At 50.7% G+C, this 16,376-nt stretch carries 15 protein-coding genes; 11 read left to right on the top strand and 4 right to left on the bottom strand.

The features are described 5' to 3' along the window. Positions 1-125 precede the first annotated feature (125 nt). The 3 genes from AAH187_RS16045 to AAH187_RS16035 all read right to left on the bottom strand — a co-directional run bounded on the left by AAH187_RS16045 (position 126) and on the right by AAH187_RS16035 (position 2,387). Positions 126-659, bottom strand: a complete 534-nt coding sequence (locus tag AAH187_RS16045; RefSeq protein ID WP_342349485.1) for a peptidylprolyl isomerase — start codon at positions 657-659, stop codon at positions 126-128. Positions 660-790: 131 nt separating this feature from the next. Then, on the bottom strand, positions 791-2,044 hold the full coding sequence (locus AAH187_RS16040; protein ID WP_342349484.1) for a nucleotide disphospho-sugar-binding domain-containing protein: 1,254 nt from the start codon (positions 2,042-2,044) through the stop codon (positions 791-793). A gap of 16 nt (positions 2,045-2,060) precedes the next feature. Then, positions 2,061-2,387, bottom strand: a complete 327-nt coding sequence (locus AAH187_RS16035) for a DUF898 family protein (protein WP_342349483.1) — start codon at positions 2,385-2,387, stop codon at positions 2,061-2,063. Between the two features lie 294 nt (positions 2,388-2,681). Here AAH187_RS16035 and elbB point away from each other — a divergent pair, with 294 nt between their 5' ends. Beyond that, positions 2,682-3,335: an isoprenoid biosynthesis glyoxalase ElbB gene (gene elbB / locus AAH187_RS16030; protein WP_342349482.1), complete on the top strand. Its 654-nt coding sequence runs from the start codon at positions 2,682-2,684 to the stop codon at positions 3,333-3,335. A 584-nt stretch (positions 3,336-3,919) separates the two neighbouring features. Next, a complete protein-coding gene (locus tag AAH187_RS16025; RefSeq protein WP_342349481.1) occupies positions 3,920-4,279 on the top strand; it encodes a hypothetical protein in 360 nt (119 codons plus the stop codon). 243 nt (positions 4,280-4,522) lie between these two features. On the opposite strand, the gene AAH187_RS16020 is transcribed toward AAH187_RS16025, so the two are convergent. Then, a complete protein-coding gene (locus AAH187_RS16020) occupies positions 4,523-5,494 on the bottom strand; it encodes a multicopper oxidase domain-containing protein (protein WP_342349480.1) in 972 nt (323 codons plus the stop codon). Between the two features lie 520 nt (positions 5,495-6,014). Here AAH187_RS16020 and AAH187_RS16015 point away from each other — a divergent pair. The 9 genes from AAH187_RS16015 to AAH187_RS15975 all read left to right on the top strand — a co-directional run. Further along, positions 6,015-7,841, top strand: coding sequence for a sigma 54-interacting transcriptional regulator (locus AAH187_RS16015; RefSeq protein ID WP_342349479.1), 1,827 nt, complete (start codon positions 6,015-6,017; stop codon positions 7,839-7,841). A gap of 143 nt (positions 7,842-7,984) precedes the next feature. Beyond that, entirely contained in the window at positions 7,985-9,427 is a 1,443-nt protein-coding gene (locus tag AAH187_RS16010; RefSeq protein ID WP_342349478.1) for a sensor histidine kinase, read from the top strand. Next, the gene (locus AAH187_RS16005) at positions 9,414-10,073 is read left to right on the top strand and encodes a response regulator transcription factor (protein WP_342349477.1); all 660 of its coding nucleotides are present in this window, start codon (positions 9,414-9,416) and stop codon (positions 10,071-10,073) included. Before AAH187_RS16010 ends, AAH187_RS16005 begins: the two co-directional genes overlap by 14 nt. A 358-nt stretch (positions 10,074-10,431) precedes the next feature. Beyond that, a complete protein-coding gene (locus AAH187_RS16000; protein ID WP_342349476.1) occupies positions 10,432-10,908 on the top strand; it encodes a DsrE family protein in 477 nt (158 codons plus the stop codon). Positions 10,909-10,941: 33 nt separating this feature from the next. After that, positions 10,942-11,511: a TlpA disulfide reductase family protein gene (locus AAH187_RS15995; RefSeq protein ID WP_342349475.1), complete on the top strand. Its 570-nt coding sequence runs from the start codon at positions 10,942-10,944 to the stop codon at positions 11,509-11,511. A 43-nt stretch (positions 11,512-11,554) separates the two neighbouring features. Further along, on the top strand, positions 11,555-12,310 hold the full coding sequence (locus tag AAH187_RS15990) for a cytochrome c biogenesis protein CcdA (RefSeq protein WP_342349474.1): 756 nt from the start codon (positions 11,555-11,557) through the stop codon (positions 12,308-12,310). A 594-nt stretch (positions 12,311-12,904) separates the two neighbouring features. After that, positions 12,905-14,152, top strand: coding sequence for a DUF1015 family protein (locus AAH187_RS15985; RefSeq protein WP_342349473.1), 1,248 nt, complete (start codon positions 12,905-12,907; stop codon positions 14,150-14,152). Positions 14,153-14,217: 65 nt separating this feature from the next. After that, entirely contained in the window at positions 14,218-15,900 is a 1,683-nt protein-coding gene (locus AAH187_RS15980) for a hypothetical protein (protein ID WP_342349472.1), read from the top strand. Between the two features lie 66 nt (positions 15,901-15,966). Beyond that, positions 15,967-16,376, top strand: a 410-nt coding sequence (locus tag AAH187_RS15975; protein WP_342349471.1) for a GNAT family N-acetyltransferase, incomplete at its 3' end; no start/stop codon positions are given.

The following is a 16,376-nucleotide window of genomic DNA, read 5'->3' as shown; positions in this document are numbered from 1 at the left end:
GGACGGACCCTTCGGGAAGACTCAGGGCATGCTTTTTTGAACCGACCCGAATCTTCTAAGGGGCCGTATGGCTGTGCGACGTTTTGCCATCGGAGATCAGTATTATTCAACACTCCGCTTAAGGGCTATTCCTCTGCTCTGACCTTCATCCGCACGGATTCCAGTGGATTGTCCCGGTCATCGCACGGCAATGCCGCAATTTGATCCACCACCTCCATACCTTTCACCACTCTGCCAAACACCGTATACATCCGATCAAGACTGCTGGTGTCCTCCACGATGATATAGAACTGCGATCCGCTATCGGAGATATCCCGGGTGGCTTCTGGATTTCGCGGGACTTTGGCCATGGCGACTGTCCCACGACGGTGAGGTCGATCACTCGGTTCGGGCGGGAGGCTAAATCCAGGTCCCCCGGTGCCATGGAGTTCCCGCTCAGGATGTTTGCTTAATGGGTCGCCACCCTGGATCAGAAATTCCGGGACGACCCGGTGAAAGGTCGTATCATCATAAAATTTCAGGCCGACGAGATTGAGGAAGCTTTCCACATGTCGAGGCGCGTCATCCATATAAAAACGGATTTCAATATCTCCAAATTTTGTGGAGATAATGGCTTTTGGATTTTTCTTTTGGAATTGTAAGGGAGATGGTGTTGTCACAACCTCGGCACTCTAGCAAGTGTTTGCAAAGTTCATCAAGCTTTACGGACATTTCATTGGAGAGGAAATACAAATATCCCTGTTGACAAGAGGAAGTGGCCATGGACCATCCATAAAGTATTGTCGAGAAGTCACACTATTCTGAATGTTGTTTCGAGCAGGTGACAACTTTTCCTGAGATAATCATTTTTCAAAAAATTGTTTTGTCGGCTCTGGCACTGAGTTTTCACATCCGAGGAGCAGAGCAGAGACTGGAGATGCTGAACGATGTTGGAAGCTTTGAAGTTTCGTTTCCGAATCATCTTACCCACCCCTAATTTTTCAATCCGAGCCGCATTATCAAATTGGTCAAACGCCAGGGGTTGAATCAGTTGCGGGGTTCCTGCTCGTAAGGCCTGGGAACAGGTGCCGATGCCTCCATGGTGAATGAGGGCAGCCGCATGCGGGAGGAGCTGGCTGAGGGGCACATAGGAAAAGTGCGTCACTCCCTTCGGGAGGGAAGGGGGTAGTTGTTCCGGGTACCGCGTTAGAAAAATCGCCGCCCGTCCTAGTTCCTGGCTGGTTTCGGCTGCCTCCTTGAAAAAAGATTGTCCATGTTTATTGGCTGAGCCTGGGGTAAAAACCAAGGGTTCGGGGTGTGCATCCAAGAAACGCTTCAGGGTCGTAGGGAGAACGCTGTCCGGGGCTTCATCATAGAGGGGAAATCCGGTGAGATTTGTGTTTGGAGGCCAGTCAGGCTGAGGTGTGGCAAACCACTCGGGGAACAACCCCAAGACCAGATCGGGTGAATGCAGCCAGTCATGAAAGATCCGCGAAACCGGCGGTAAACCGAGCTGACGGCGAAAACGATTCAGTCGGGGTTTCACCACAGGATCGATGATCGTGTGATCCAGGAATTTCCACATGTGGTGTTTGAATGAGACGGGCAACCAATCCGGAAGTGGCAGGCCGGGGATTTTTGGTGCTTGGTGGGCTGAGTGGAAGACGCCTGGCGAAAAATGGACGGTGGCATGGGGAATGTAGAGGGTTTCCTGAAGGAGGCGAGCGGCAAATCCTAGGGTGGAACTCACCAAAATGGTGTTTCCCTGGATGATCTTTGATTTGAGGAGGCTGTAGGATTCTTCCAGGGCGCCGGATACCACCCGTTTCATGATGAGGCGCCAGCCTTTGTGAGGATGCCACAACGCGGGGTTATTGGCCATGGCGTTATAATCCTCGGCCGTTCCAATGGCCACAAACTCCACTCCCGTTTTTTGGACAAGCTCTGTGAAATGGGCGCTGGTGAAGACCGTGACGGTATGCCCGCGTTGCTGGAGCTGTCTGGCCATACCCACTAAGGGCAGCACATCCCCGTAACTCCCCACCGCCAGAATAAGAATAGTCATTGATGCTTACCCGGAGTTACCCTTGGAATTCCTCATCTGCGAAGGCGAGGTTATTGGTCTGCCATCGTTTCAACCGGCAAAAGCCCCAAGGCATATAGAGTCCAAAAGTAATGATCGTAAGCACCATGATCAGGAGCCAGGTCCCAAAAAATCCGATTCCTGTGCCGTGAAAGGCGAGCTGGCGATTACCGATGAAGGTGTGTTCCGATATCCACCGCTGTTGAGCAGAATAGGCCCATGGAAAAAATAAGCCAAAGGTGATCACGGTCAACACCCACGTCCAGATAAATAACCATAAACAACTGACGCCTGTTCCGCGAAAATCAAATCGCTGGTGATTCATACGTTCCCTCATTCAAAAGGTGTAATGACGAATTCTCCCACAGCGTACCATGGGAGGACTGGTTGGTGAATGAGCAGGATTGTGCTGCGGGCTGAAAGTTGAGAAGAAGCGTCATTCGCTTTGAGGGCATATCAGGGAGTGGAGTGCCCGGACTCAGAAGAGAATTTAGGAATATCCAGAGATTGACCTTCATCCCGGAGTCATACTAGCGTAACACCTATCACGAAATACTTGGGCAGTCCGGGTTGGGACTGCTGTCCCTTCTACGGTGCATTCAGGGAAAAGGAGGAAATTATGAAAAAAGTGGCCGTGATTCTTTCAGGTTGTGGATTCTTAGATGGAGCTGAAATTACGGAAGCCATTAGCACGCTCATAGCCATCGGTCAAAACGGAGCTGACTATGAGGTATTTGCACCCAATAAAGATGTTGAGGAAACGAATCACCTCACTCAAAAACCCACCGGACAGAAACGAAATGTGTTGCAGGAGGCCGCCCGCATTGCTCGTGGCGAGATTCAGTCGTTAGAACAACTCAAGGCAGAGAATTTTGACGCCCTGGCCTTTCCGGGAGGTTTTGGAGCCGCGTTGCATCTCTGTGATTTTGGGAAAAAGGGGAGTGGTGGCCAAATTGATCCACAGGTGGCCAGGATCGTGAAAGAATTTAGTGACAGCCGTAAGCCCATCGCGGCCATTTGTATTGCGCCGGCTATCATGGCATTGGCGTTGGGGAAAAAAGGCATTAATGTGACCATTGGAGATGACGCCGGAACCGCATCCGAATTAGAAAAAACCGGTGCCAAACATCAGAATTGTGCGGTGGAAAAATATGTCGTGGATCACGGCAATAAAGTGATCACCACGCCAGCCTATATGTATGGATCAGCCAAGCCTCACCAGATTTTTGCCGGAGTCAGTGGGGCGATTGCTGAGTTGATTAAGATGGCGTGAGGGTTTGGGTCGAGTCCAGATAAATATTAAGACTCCAGTGCCCATGCAGACAAGAAAGATGGTGAGGAGAACCGAAAAGGGGAAGGCAAAGAGAGAGCACCCAAACAGGCCAATCATGCAAACCGTGGCCGTGACTTTCGCATTCTGACTGATGCTGCCTTCTTGTTCCCAATTCTGAATCATTGGGCCTAACAGGGGTTGATTGAGCAGCCGTGCATGGAGACGAGGAGAACTTTTGGAAAAGCACCAGGCGGCAAGGAGGATAAAGGGAGTTGTGGGGAGGAGTGGAACCAATATCCCTAAAAGACCCAGGCCAAGACTGATCCACCCTCCGATCAGCAGCATAAGTCTTACCGGCGAGACTGGCATGCGAATGAGCCTTAACGGTGATGAAGGGTTTCTGTCGAGTTTTTCGTATAAAGATATTATCGGCCTCAAGGCATAAAAAATTGAAGGGGATAGCTGACCAAAGGAGGGTGAGTGTCTGTTAACGCCTGGGACCAGGAACATTCACCAGACACCCGGGAGTTCACCAGTGGCAATGTGATTTTACAACGGTGCGTTTACATGTAAAGGAGGTGAAGATGGGACCGACAAAAGTCATTTCCAAAGCAGGTGCACTTTACGAAGTCAAAACCGACAAACTGGTTCAAGATGGTCTTCCGACACGAACGGAGCAAGAGACCTATGCGGCCCAGCATTACATTGCCCTGCCGGTTATTGATAAGGCCGGGAAGCAATGGGTTCTTGAAGGACAACCGGTGTTTTGCCTTCACGGAACGCAATACGAAACGGTCGACGATCAAAAAGTTCATTTAGCCCGATGTCCCGATTGCGGGGGAATGGGGATTCGAGATGATGAACCGTTGGTGGAATCGGATTGTATCCGATGTGTCCAATGCGGGCATGAGTTTGATACCAGGCTGGAAATGATGGAGACCTGAGAGTGTAAAGACATCCTTGTCTTGCCAGGCTTGGGCAACGGGGCGACTTGGGAGAACGCGTTCAAGTTATTTGGGACGTTGTTCGATTGAACCCCGGCCGGGCAAAAACTGTTTAGCAGAAAATACGAGAATGTGTGTCTTGGGGGTGGGGTCAAGCCCGATTCTTCGTGGGAGACGATTAAGGTGCCTCCCACGAAGAGACAAGAGTTCAATTAGAGGGATGCCTGATGGTGCCCTCTTTTACTATTTGCCGGTTGTTTCTGTGGTTTTGGGACCAACTGAAGGCATCAGAGGAAGCGTCTTGGCTTCATCGCTCACTTCAAGAAGAGCAATGGCTCCGGTGAGCGCATCTTTCAGTGAGTGGGTCACGATCGGATAGACGCCTTTTTGTTCCACGACGACATCCAGAATGGCGCCATCTGCTGCACCGATCACCTGGGTTTGGACTCCTTGCATGCGGTTGGCCGGATTTCCGCTGGCCCAGACATCGTCCCAGATTTCCGCAATCGGATGAAGTGAGGAGAAATTATTCGGGCCGATGTTGACAAAATAAAACCGTACCCGATCACCCGGTTTGGCGGTGAGGAACTCTCCGCCCTTTGCTGCGTGAACCGGATCATACTTAAATATCCCGCCGTTGAACACGACATGGTCATTTTTCGCGTCCATCATTGCCTTGACGTCATCAGGATCTTTCGTGAATAACTCCGATTGCACCAGCACATATTCCCGGTCAGCCTTGGGCATTGCACTGGTATCTTTCGGGTCCACAATGACGGCGCCGAACATGCCGCGGGCAATATGTTGAATCATTGGAAACGCGCCGCAGTGGTAGGCAAAGACTCCTGGCCGTTTCGCTTCCCAGACATATTCCAGCGACTCGCCAGGGTTCACATCGCGATAATTGGCGAGGAAGTCCGTTTCAGCTGCATGAAAGTCCATGGAATGTGGGCGACCATTGTCTTTGTGGTTTTTGAGGATGAAATGGACCTGGTCTCCTTCGGTCACGCGTACGACGGGACCCGGAACCTGTCCGTTAAAGGTCCATGCTTTGTAGGTGGTGCCTTTCCCATCAATGACCACTTCCGTTTCCACTGCCGTCAGCTCTACCGTGACCTTCTTGGCCTCGACTTCTGAGGCCAAGGTGGAAAGACTTCCGGTCATAGCTAAAAGCGCGATGGCCAATCCTATCCGGCCTGAATGTCGATTCTTCATTCTGCGATCCTTTCTTGCGAACATAAATATGATGATTAAAGGGGATGCCTGCCTATCCATGCCTATAGATGCAACATCATGTCTATAGCCTTCAAGCAGATTATGTGCCACGCAATAAAAATGCATAAGTATTTGATTTATATATATTTAATTTGATTTTATTGAATTTTAATTCAACAATAATTTGTTGAATAGCAATATTTTGCTGAATAACAACGTAATAATGTTGTTTAATATGATAATCGCTTCGTTATCTTTCAGCATTTCAATATCCTGGTTATAGAGGGAGTGTTGAATAATAAAGATTTTCAAGGGCAAATTTGCCCAGGATTGGATTACTCATCAATGGCTCGGGGGGTCGGTTCAAAAAAGTCCGTCCAGCAAGGCCCCAGCCGTTTTAACGCACGGAGCGTACGCTTAGTACGTGAGTACGGAAAAATGGCGAGAACGCCGCTGGCGGCTTTTTTCAACAGACCCATAGATGAAAGTGACCTGAAACCGGATAAGGACCAACGGGCCAATGAATAATGGAAAAGATAATTACATAGCAGAAATGCGGTTTCGGGCCGTCGCCCAGTCATCTCACGATGCCATCATTATCGCGGATCAATCAGGGACCATCCTGTTCTGGAATAAGGGGGCCAAAGACATCTTCGGCTATGAAAGTGAGGAGACCGTCGGCCAACCTCTCACCATGCTCATGCCGGATCGATACCGACTGGCGCATCAGGCGGGGCTTGAGCGGTACAGCACGAGGGGAGAGACGCGAATTCTTGGAGAGACCGTGGAACTGAGTGGTCTGCGAAGCACCGGAGAGGAATTCCCCCTCGAACTCACGCTTTCGGCATGGGAAGAAAAAGACCGGCTCTTTTTCAGCGGAATCATTCGAGATATTTCTCAGCGAAAAGAAGCCGAAGAAGCACTTCAGCAATCGGAAGAAAAATATCGCGCCATTTTTAATCAAGCGGTAGAAGGGATCTACCAGGCAACACCTGCCGGTGTATTCCTCAATGCCAATGCCGCCCTGAGCCATTTGTTGGGTTATGATTCCCCCCAAATATTAATGGAAGCCGTCAAAGATATCGGTCGCCATCTGTATGTCGAGCCAACAAAGCGGGAGGAATTTTGCCGGTTGCTGGAGCAAACGGATGTCATCACGGATTTTGAGTCGGAGGTCTATCGGGCGGACGGGACGCCAATCTGGATTTCAGAAAATGCCAGGGTGATCCGCAATGCGGAAGGTGCGGTGCAGTGGTACCAAGGATTTCTGGTTGATATTAGCGGACGAAAACAGGCGGAAGAACTTTTGGAACGGCAAAACCGGTTGCAAGCGGAAAACCGGTACTTACAGGAGGAAGTCCTCGAAGCCGGAGCCTTCGGGGATCTCGTCGGACAAAGCCCCGCTCTGCACAATGTGATCCGTCAAATAGATCTTGTGGCACCCACAGAGGCCACCGTGTTGATTCTCGGTGAGTCCGGAACCGGTAAGGAATTGGTTGCCAGGGAAATTCACAAACGGAGTCAACGGAAAGACCAGCCGTTAATCCGGGTGAATTGTGCCTCAATTCCTCGGGAACTGTTTGAGAGTGAATTTTTCGGCCACGTGAAAGGAGCATTCACCGGAGCGGTCAAGGATCGAGAAGGGCGATTTGGAGCGGCGGATGGGGGCACCTTGTTCCTGGACGAGGTCGGAGAAATTCCCTTGGATCTTCAAGGTAAATTTCTGCGGGTGTTGCAGGAGCAGCAATATGAGCGTGTGGGAGAGGAACGCACCAGACAGGTGGATGTCAGAGTGATTGCCGCGACCAACAAGAATTTAAAGCAGGAGGTGGAGACCGGTGGATTCCGGCAGGACCTGTATTATCGACTCAGTGTCTTCCCTCTTGAAATGTCTCCGCTCCGCGAACGGAAGGAGGATATTCCGCTCTTAGCCGAGTACCTTCTCGGAGTGACATCCAAAAAGCTACACTGTGTGCAACCAAGACTAACGGAAGCATCGGTGGGGCAATTACAACGATATAACTGGCCGGGAAATGTTCGAGAGTTACAGAACGTTATTGAACGAGGCCTGATCCTTTCCGGACAGCAGGGATTGTCGTTCGATATTCCTCAACCGGGAGAAGGGCGATCCTCCTCACAGCACCGGGAGTCCAAGGCTTCGGCCAGAGAATGGAGCGTGGTGACTGAACAGGAAATGCGGCGTCGGGAACGGGACAATACGCTGGCGGCTCTCCAGGAATCGGATTGGAAAATTTATGGGAAAGGCGGAGCAGCGGAGCGGTTGGGGATTAAACCCACCACGCTGGTGGCTCGCATCAAAAAAATGGGGATTGTAAAGGGACGGTAATCGCCTTTGGTAAATGAAAGAACATGGGTGAGGCATAAGGCCAAAGTTGCACCCCCTCTTGTCTTGATTAGGTCTGATCTCGCTCATCAGGGGAATAAGCCGTTCGAGTGGAGCGCCTGAGAAGAACATTGCGGAACGAATACATGAAACCTTTCACCCTGTATCTTATGGTTGGTGGGGGCGGTATCGCTGCGTTGGTGACGGGCATCCTCCTTCCGGGTGTCTGGCCGGAGTGGCGCTGGTCCCATGAGCCCCTTCATTCCACATTGGAAACGGTCGGCGGTTTGGCCGCCATTGCCATGGGAATCGTATCGCTTCAAAGGACCGCTGAACACACCAATCAGAAGTTTTATCCCATCGCCGGTGGCTTTCTCGGGATGGGCATTCTTGAAGTCTTTCACGCGGTATCGATACCGGGGAATGGATTCGTCTTATTGCGGGGCAGTGCGAGCTTGTTGGGAGGTTTGGGGTTCGGGCTGATGTGGTTCTCGGCAACGGGGAAACATCACACAACGATTAAATGGATGCCGTGGGTGATGACTGGCGGAGCCCTTGCCCTTGGCTTATGGACGATTGGATTTCCGCAATCTTTACCGGTGATGGTTCGTGAAGGGGCATTCACGCCAGCCGCTGTGGCTCCAAAAAGTTTTGCGAGCATGTTGTTTTTCGCCGGATCGCTTCGCTTTTTTTTGGATTACCGAAACTCGGGTCGATCGGAAGATTTCCTCTTTGCCTCATTGGCCCTCATGTTCGGCCTTGCGGAATTGATGTTTACCTATTCGGTGATCTGGGGCAGTCGATGGTGGTTTTGGCATTTCCTGCGGTTGATGGCGTACTTTTTAGTCCTGGGGTATGTCGGGCGAGGGTATTTGGCCACGGTCTCTGAGTTACGGACATCATTGATCCAAACCAAACAGGCTGAACAAGCCAGTCGTCGCAGTGAACAACAACTCCGGGCGGTCTTGGAAGATCGGGAACGTATGGCCCGGGATCTTCATGACGGAGTCATTCAATCGACATTTGCGCTGAGGCTGAATCTTGAACGGTGTCAACGGCTCATTCCACAGCATCCCAAAGAAGCCCACAGCGGGATCAGTGATGTATTGATGGAACTCAAATTCGTGATTCAAGACCTGCGCCGACATATTAATGGTCTTGAACCGGAATGCCTGAATGGACAGCAATGGGTGGAAGAAATGCGCACGCTTGTGCATACTGTCGAAAAATCCCAGAACCTGCCTTTCCACCTGCAGATCGATCAGGAGGCGGCCGATTTGCTCACACCGGAGGAAGCTACCCACCTGCTGTTTGTGGTGAAAGAATCCATCAGCAACAGCGTGCGGCATTCACAGGCCACGTCAGGCACGGTGTCCCTTCAGGTGCGGGAAAAGACCGTGTGCCTTGAAGTGGCGGACAATGGTCTGGGCTTTGATCTTGAGAATACGTATGAGGGGGTTCACGGATTGAAAAATATGGCCGCACGCGCTAAGCGACTGGGAGCGTATTTTCAGGTGTGGTCGAAACCTCACCGTGGGACTCGAATTGTTTTTGAGATTGCCAAGGAAGGGAGTCATGCCAAGACGTAACCTACACATCATCCGTCTTTTACTGGTCGATGATCATGAGGTGCTTCGCCTGGGCCTGAAAACGCTCTTTACCGAAACAGAGAATATTCAGGTCGTTGGTGAAGCAGGGACCAGGGTTACGGCGGTCTCAGAAGCCGACCGGCTTCATCCCGATGTGGTCCTCATGGATGTCCGTCTGCCGGACGGGAGCGGTATTGACGCCTGTCGGGAGATTCGGAATGCCTCTCCTGAAACCCGTGTGTTGTTTTTGACGTCCTTTGCCGACGACCAAGCGGTGATGGCTACTATCATGGCAGGGGCTAAAGGCTTTCTATTGAAAGAAATCAGCGGAGAAGAGTTAGTCCGAGCGGTACAAACCGTAGCTGAGGGGAAATCCATCCTCGACCCTGCCACCACAGAACGGGTCCTCACCAAGATGCAGCATCTCTCCATCCCTTCTCCTGACGGCAAGAAAGAATCGTTGGCTCCTCAGGAAATGAAGGTGTTAACACTCGTGGCCGAAGGAAAAACCAATAAGGAAATTGCCACAGCGCTCGACCTGAGCGATAAAACCGTCGGTCATTATCTTGAGAATATTTTCCAGAAACTGCAGGTGACCCGCCGCTCTCAGGCCGCGGCTGAGTTCGTCCGCCGGTTTTCCCCATAGAGGCTGTTGAATAATTCAAATGTTTGACCTTTTCATTAGCCTATGAGTGTCTGAAACTCACACCGGAAAAATTAGGGGGTGTTAAAAAAGGCTCGTCCAGCAAGGCCGCAGCCGTTTGGGCGCGCGGAGCGTACGGGGGGTACGTGAGCACGGCCAAACGGCGAGAACGCCGCTGGCGGGCTTTTTCAACACTCCCAATAGGGGCATTTACCCCTATTCGGATAAGGGCGGAATAGTCGCCCGACTCCTGGTGTTCGCACCTACCGCTTTCCTCTCAATTCATACACAATAGCCTCAGACGATGAAGACTCCCAAATGGAGCCTGTTCTCATCCACTGTTCAATCCAAGGAGGCCGTCATGCTGAATTTCATTCCTAAGCCGTTCCTGATGCTCTCGGCGTTGGTGTTTGCTTGTGTGTATGGACTGATTCTGAGTCCCGGTTTGGTTCTGGCAGATAAGACACCGGGCCAGGACAAAGTGAAAGTGTTGTATCACCTGGATAGTAACGACCCGGCTCTCGCCAAATACACGATGGCTTTGATTAACAAACACATCGAAGCCGAAGGCGGACCAGACAAAATCGACCTCGTGCTGGTCGTGCATGGTCCGGCCTTGAAGTTATTTGAAAGCGACACGGTCGATCAGGAGTTGAAAGATAAATTGAAGGCGGTCATTGACAAGGGTATCAAGGCCGAAATGTGTCAGGTCTCGATGAAACTGTATGGGACACCGCTTGAGAAATTGGTGGCCGGGTTCACACCTACCGAGCATCCGGTTGCCGTGAAGCGCATTGCCGATCTTCAACGCGAAGGATATGTGTATATCAAACCGTAAGGAGAAAATATGCGGATGAGATTGTGTACCTCGATGAGACAAAAAAATACCGCATCCAGTGGGAGCCTCTCAGGCTCCCACCGGGAACAATGGATCACGGTAATCAGAGGCGGGATTGCCGGGTTCATGATGGTCGCCCTGAGTCTGCTCTTCGGTGTCCTGGCAGCTACCGCCGGCCCATCCGTGCCGGCTCCGGAATTTCAACTCCGGGCATTTGACGGTCACACCTACAGCAAGGCTTCCTTGAATGGTCGCCCGGCCCTTCTCGTCTTTTGGGCGCCATGGTGTCGGTATTGCCAAATGGAATTGCCGGTGCTTGCGAAATTTTATCAAGGCAACAAACCGGACCAGCTTCAAGTTCTGACCATTGCCTTCTCAGACAGTCTGGCCCATGTGGAGAAGTATGTCACATCCAACCCTGATACCTTTGTGTATCCCACAGCCTACGATCAGGATAATGAGGTGGCGCAAGCCTTCGGCGTCAATGCTACTCCGACATTCGTGGTGATGGACGCAGATGGGGAAATGATCCTTGCCCACCGTGGTGCAGGGATCAACCAGAATCCTCAGTATCAGGAGTTTCTCAAGAGTCTAAGAAAATAAACGTTCAACGGGGACGACCCGGTTACCCACGGACAGAACACTCATGATGGAATCCGTCACGCACATTTCTCAGGTCACCTTGTTGGCGGCGTTTGGAGCCGGGCTGTTGTCATTCGTTTCCCCTTGCGTGCTTCCTCTGGTGCCGTCCTACGTCTCGTATATCACGGGACTTTCCATTGACCAACTCAGGGCTCCCACCGGGCGGCATCAGGTTCGGAAGCCAATCATTGTCAATTCTCTGTTATTCATCGGAGGGTTTTCGGTCGTCTTCATCGCGTTTGGCCTCTCGGCCAGTTTGTTCGGCCAATGGCTGATCAACTATCAGGACTATCTGCGAAAGATCGGAGGAGGGCTGATTGTCCTGTTTGGTCTGTATGTGCTGGGGCTGTTCAACTTCGGTTTTCTGTCCCAAGAACGGCGTCTCCATTTTCAGAGCCGCCCTGTAGGCTATCTGGGATCCTTTCTCATCGGAGTCACCTTCGCCGTCGGTTGGACTCCCTGCGTGGGGCCTATACTCACGTCTATCTTATTGTATGCCGGCACCACCGATACCGCTGTTGATGGATTGGCCCTCCTGGTTTTCTACTCACTTGGGCTTGGGCTTCCACTGCTTGTCACTGCTGTATGGCTCGATCGATTCTTAACCCATTTCCGGCAGATCCGAAACTATATTAAGCCGCTCTCCATCATGAGTGGATTGCTGCTGGTGGCCGTCGGCGGTCTCCTCTATACCAATTCCTTCTTTCTTCTGACGAGCTATTTGGAACGCTCGGGTGTGGGCTGGTACATCGGCCAATAGTGGATCATACAGAATTTATGGTTTTGGCCTTACAGCTTGCCGATGGTTATCCAAGAATCTACCTTGGGTTTGGCCAGTCAACAAGCGTTGGCAAGTAATCGCGTCGCATTTGCTCCACCAAATCTTGCATCAAAGTGGTTTTCGGGGTTGCCGAGTTTCGCCCCGGCAGGCGAGGCCCTTTTGTTCCGGCAAAAGGCCCCAAAACCACTGACGCCCCGTCTGGCCTCATTAGGAGGGGATGGACGCCAGTCTGAAGAGGGCGGACCAACTCGCTTCGCTCAAACAAGGCCCGCTGGATGATGAGAGCGTCCCTCCCTTGGGCCAGACGGCAGGCGTCGGATCCTATGAGCCGAACCTTTCAGTGACTCACATGAAAGAGCGAAGAGTCATATATTTTGTATGATCCCCAATCGTTCCTATTTGGTTCCTGTCTTTCGTCATCAGTCTCTCCTGCCAATGTGCGTAAAAACGTTGCTCGTCTCCAATACTATCGTTTACCCTTGTCCAGGGAACGGGAGGACCCGTTTTCCGGATGATAATGGTGTTTCATCTGAAAGGTTTAAGTGCATCCATTTAAATAAGGAGAATGATTGTATGGCAACCATCGCGCCGTTTCGCGCCGTCAGGCCCAGACCAGAATTGGCCAGTCAAGTAGCAGCTCCTCCCTATGACGTCGTTTCGTTGAAAGAAGCGCGCGATTTAGCAGAGGGGAATCCCCATTGTTTCCTGCGTATTGGCCGGGCAGAGCTTGAGCTTGGTGATGGAGTCGACCCGTATTCTGGCGAGGTTTACCAACGAGGGGCTGACAATCTTCGAAAGCTCATCAACGATGGCGTGTTGGCTCAAGAATCACAACCACTTTTAGGGGTCTACCGACAAAAGTGGGGGCAGCATGAGCAAACCGGGATCGTGGCCTTGGCGTCCGTCGACGAATACGACCGGGGTATCATCAAAAAGCACGAATATACGCGGCCGGTCAAGGAAGCCGATCGGGTAAAAATTATTGAAACTCATGAATCGCAATCCGGGCCGGTCCTCCTCTTTTTTCGCCAGACGGCCAAAATCGATCAGTGGTTAAAAGGGGTGACGAATACGAAGCCGGATGTGCATTTTATCGCTGAGGATAAAATCGAGCATACGGTCTGGAGTGTGCGAGATCCATCCGCCATTCAAGAAGTCATCAAGGACTTTCAAGTACTTCCGGCATTATATATCGCTGATGGGCATCATCGGTCGGCCGCGGCAAGCCGAGTGCGCGCCTCCCGTGGCCATGCCAGTGTGCTTCCTTCCGGAAATCACGAAGATGGTTTTCTGGCCGTCATCTTTCCACATGACCAATTACAAATCCTTCCCTACAATCGAGTCGTTCGGGATTTGAATGGGCTCACCCCCAAAGAATTACTCGAGAAATTAGCTCCGCACTTTGAATTACAAGTGACTGGGCAACCAGGCAAACCACCTTCCGCCGGTTTCGATATGTATCTGGAAGGGCAGTGGCATCGGGCTCAACCCAAACAGGATCCGTCGTTGAACAGTCAGCGGGACCCGGTGCGTGCGCTAGCGGTTTCAGAATTGACGGAGCGGGTGTTGGATCCGCTCTTAGGAATCAAAGACCAACGATCAGATCCACGCATAGATTTTGTGGGCGGAATTCGCGGGACCCAACAACTTGCGGCGTTGGTGGACAGTGGGGACTGGGCTGTCGCCTTCTGGTTGTACCCCACAACTGTTGAGGAACTGATGGCGGTGGCGGATGCGGATCGTGTCATGCCTCCCAAAAGCACCTGGTTTGAACCCAAACTCCGTGACGGGTTGTTTGTGCACATGTTGCGTGATGAATAGGTAACAGGATTGATCCCTCGCGAATAAGCCAGGTAGTTTTGAAAATTTCATATGAATATCGAAACATGATTAAAGAGGGACAGGGTAGATATCTTAAAATTGCAAAATGGTTTTTTGGGGAATGTCTTCTCTTCTTTTTTACTACAGGTCAGGTTTTTGCCAATGATTTACATGAATCATTTGATGTTCAAGCGATTCTGAAACAAGTGGCTGGCTTGGTCGAAATCTTAAAGGAGAGTCCCGATAAACATGTTTTATTGGAAGAGTTGGGTATTGTGCAAGCCAAGACAGGATATATTGGCAATGCCCTCCAGTCCTTGGTGAAGATTCCGGATGGGTCTCTCACCAATTTCCGGAAAAACAGACTAACAAAAGAGATTGCCCTTGCGAGGGCGAAGGTAGGTCAGATTGATGATGCGATTCAAATGGCCACAACCCTTCCAACTCTTGAACGGGAACAGGCCTTGGGAGGAATTGCTTTGGAGAAAGCTAAATCCGGAGATGTCCCTGGGGCGCTAGTAATTTTAAACAGAATTGAGACGGGAACCAATGCAAAAGAAGATGCATTGAAAGCCATTGGAGAATTCCAAGCGATAAAAGGAGATCTTCGTGGCGGTTTTCAAACCGCCCTGAAGGCAGCTGACCGATATCCTTCTGCCCTCTGGGGAATCGCAGAAGAGGAGATAAAAAAAGGTCAATTGAAAGGATTATTGTCGGAGATTAATGGAATTCCGCTGGGCCTTACCCGGCAATATGCTTTGGAGGGAGTGGTATTGGCTCAAATATCTATTAAGGATATTGCCGGTGCAATTGAGGTTGCCAAAACAATTCCAGATGGACATGCCAGCGCCAAGGCATGGCAAGGTATTGCGTTTGTGCAAATCGAGGCTGGGAGCATTCAGGAAAGTCTTATTAATCTTAAGCGTGCGCTACGTGGAGCATCTGCCACCCAAAAAAGCTTTGCGAAGTCAGAAGTTCTGTGGGGGATTGCAGCATGCCAAGCCAAGGCTGGAGATATAGCCGGTGCCTTACGAACCACGGAGTTAGTTGAAATCGTTGCTCATAAAAATCATGCCTTGCGAGAAATTGCAGTCTATCAAGCAAAAGCGGGAAATGTGAAAGGGGCATTGCAGACGGCTTCTCGCTTCAGGGCAGAAATTCCTTGGCCTCCTCCATATATTTTCATATTACGAGACCTTGCCAGGTCAGGTAAGGTCAAACAAGCATTAGAGATTGCCGATTCGTTAGACTCTGAACTGGAGGATTCCCCGTATGAAGCCATTGCAGACGGGCAAGCCGAATCAGGGGATATCGAAGGGGCTTTGGAGACTTTGGGGAAGATTACCAGGAAAGGCGATAGGCCTCCTTACAATCGGGAAATGGCGTTGGAAAAAATTTCCTACATTCAGGTTCAAAAAGGTCATGTGGAAGAGGCCGTCCGAATTGCTTCATTGATTGATGAAACGAGAAGGTCTAGAGCGCTAAAAGACATCTCGCTGGCTTTTGTCAAAGAAGGAAAAGTGGACAGGGCATTGAAAATCATTTCTTCTATTAAAGAAGAACAGTCTCAAGCTGAGCTTTTACAGGAAATTGCGTATGCCCAGGCTTATCAGGGGGATTCACAAGGAGCCTTGAAGTGGTCAAAGAAGGTAACGTCCCCATTTGTGAAATCAAAATCTTTGCTAGGTGTAGTCCGAGGGATACTTGATGCACCACATCGTCCCATAAAGTTGAAAATGGCAGGTTAAGTGAAAAAGAAAAATATTCAGGGAAATTAGAGTTTTTTCTAAACCATGCCAGATATCCAGTGAGAAGTGAAGACGTTTCAGCAATTGACTGTCGAGCAATTGTTTGAAATTTTGCAGTTGCGGGTGGATGTGTTTGTGGTGGAGCAGCAATGTGCATATCGGGAGTTGGATGAGTATGACCGGCACCCGGAGACCAGGCATCTTTCTGGCTGTAATGAGGGTGGAGAACTGATTGCTTATACACGGATTCTCCCGCCAGGGCTTCGTTATCCCGAAGTCAATCTTGGACGATTTGTGGTGAAAACTGATTTCCGTAGGCTGGGGATTGGTCATAAACTATTACAAACAGCCTTGCAGGAGTTATCTGTTTGTTGGCCTAAGACTCCCATTCGAATTTCCGCCCAAGAGTATTTGGAAGCGTTTTATGCCCAATATGCATTTCTTCGCGTATCGGAAGTGTATTTGGAAGATGGCAT

It is taken from the genome of uncultured Nitrospira sp., assembly GCA_902500695.1.
Taxonomy (GTDB): Bacteria; Nitrospirota; Nitrospiria; order Nitrospirales; family UBA8639; genus Nitrospira_E.
The sequence above is the reverse complement of the archived record's forward strand: the minus strand, read 5'-3'. Positions and strand labels throughout refer to the sequence as shown.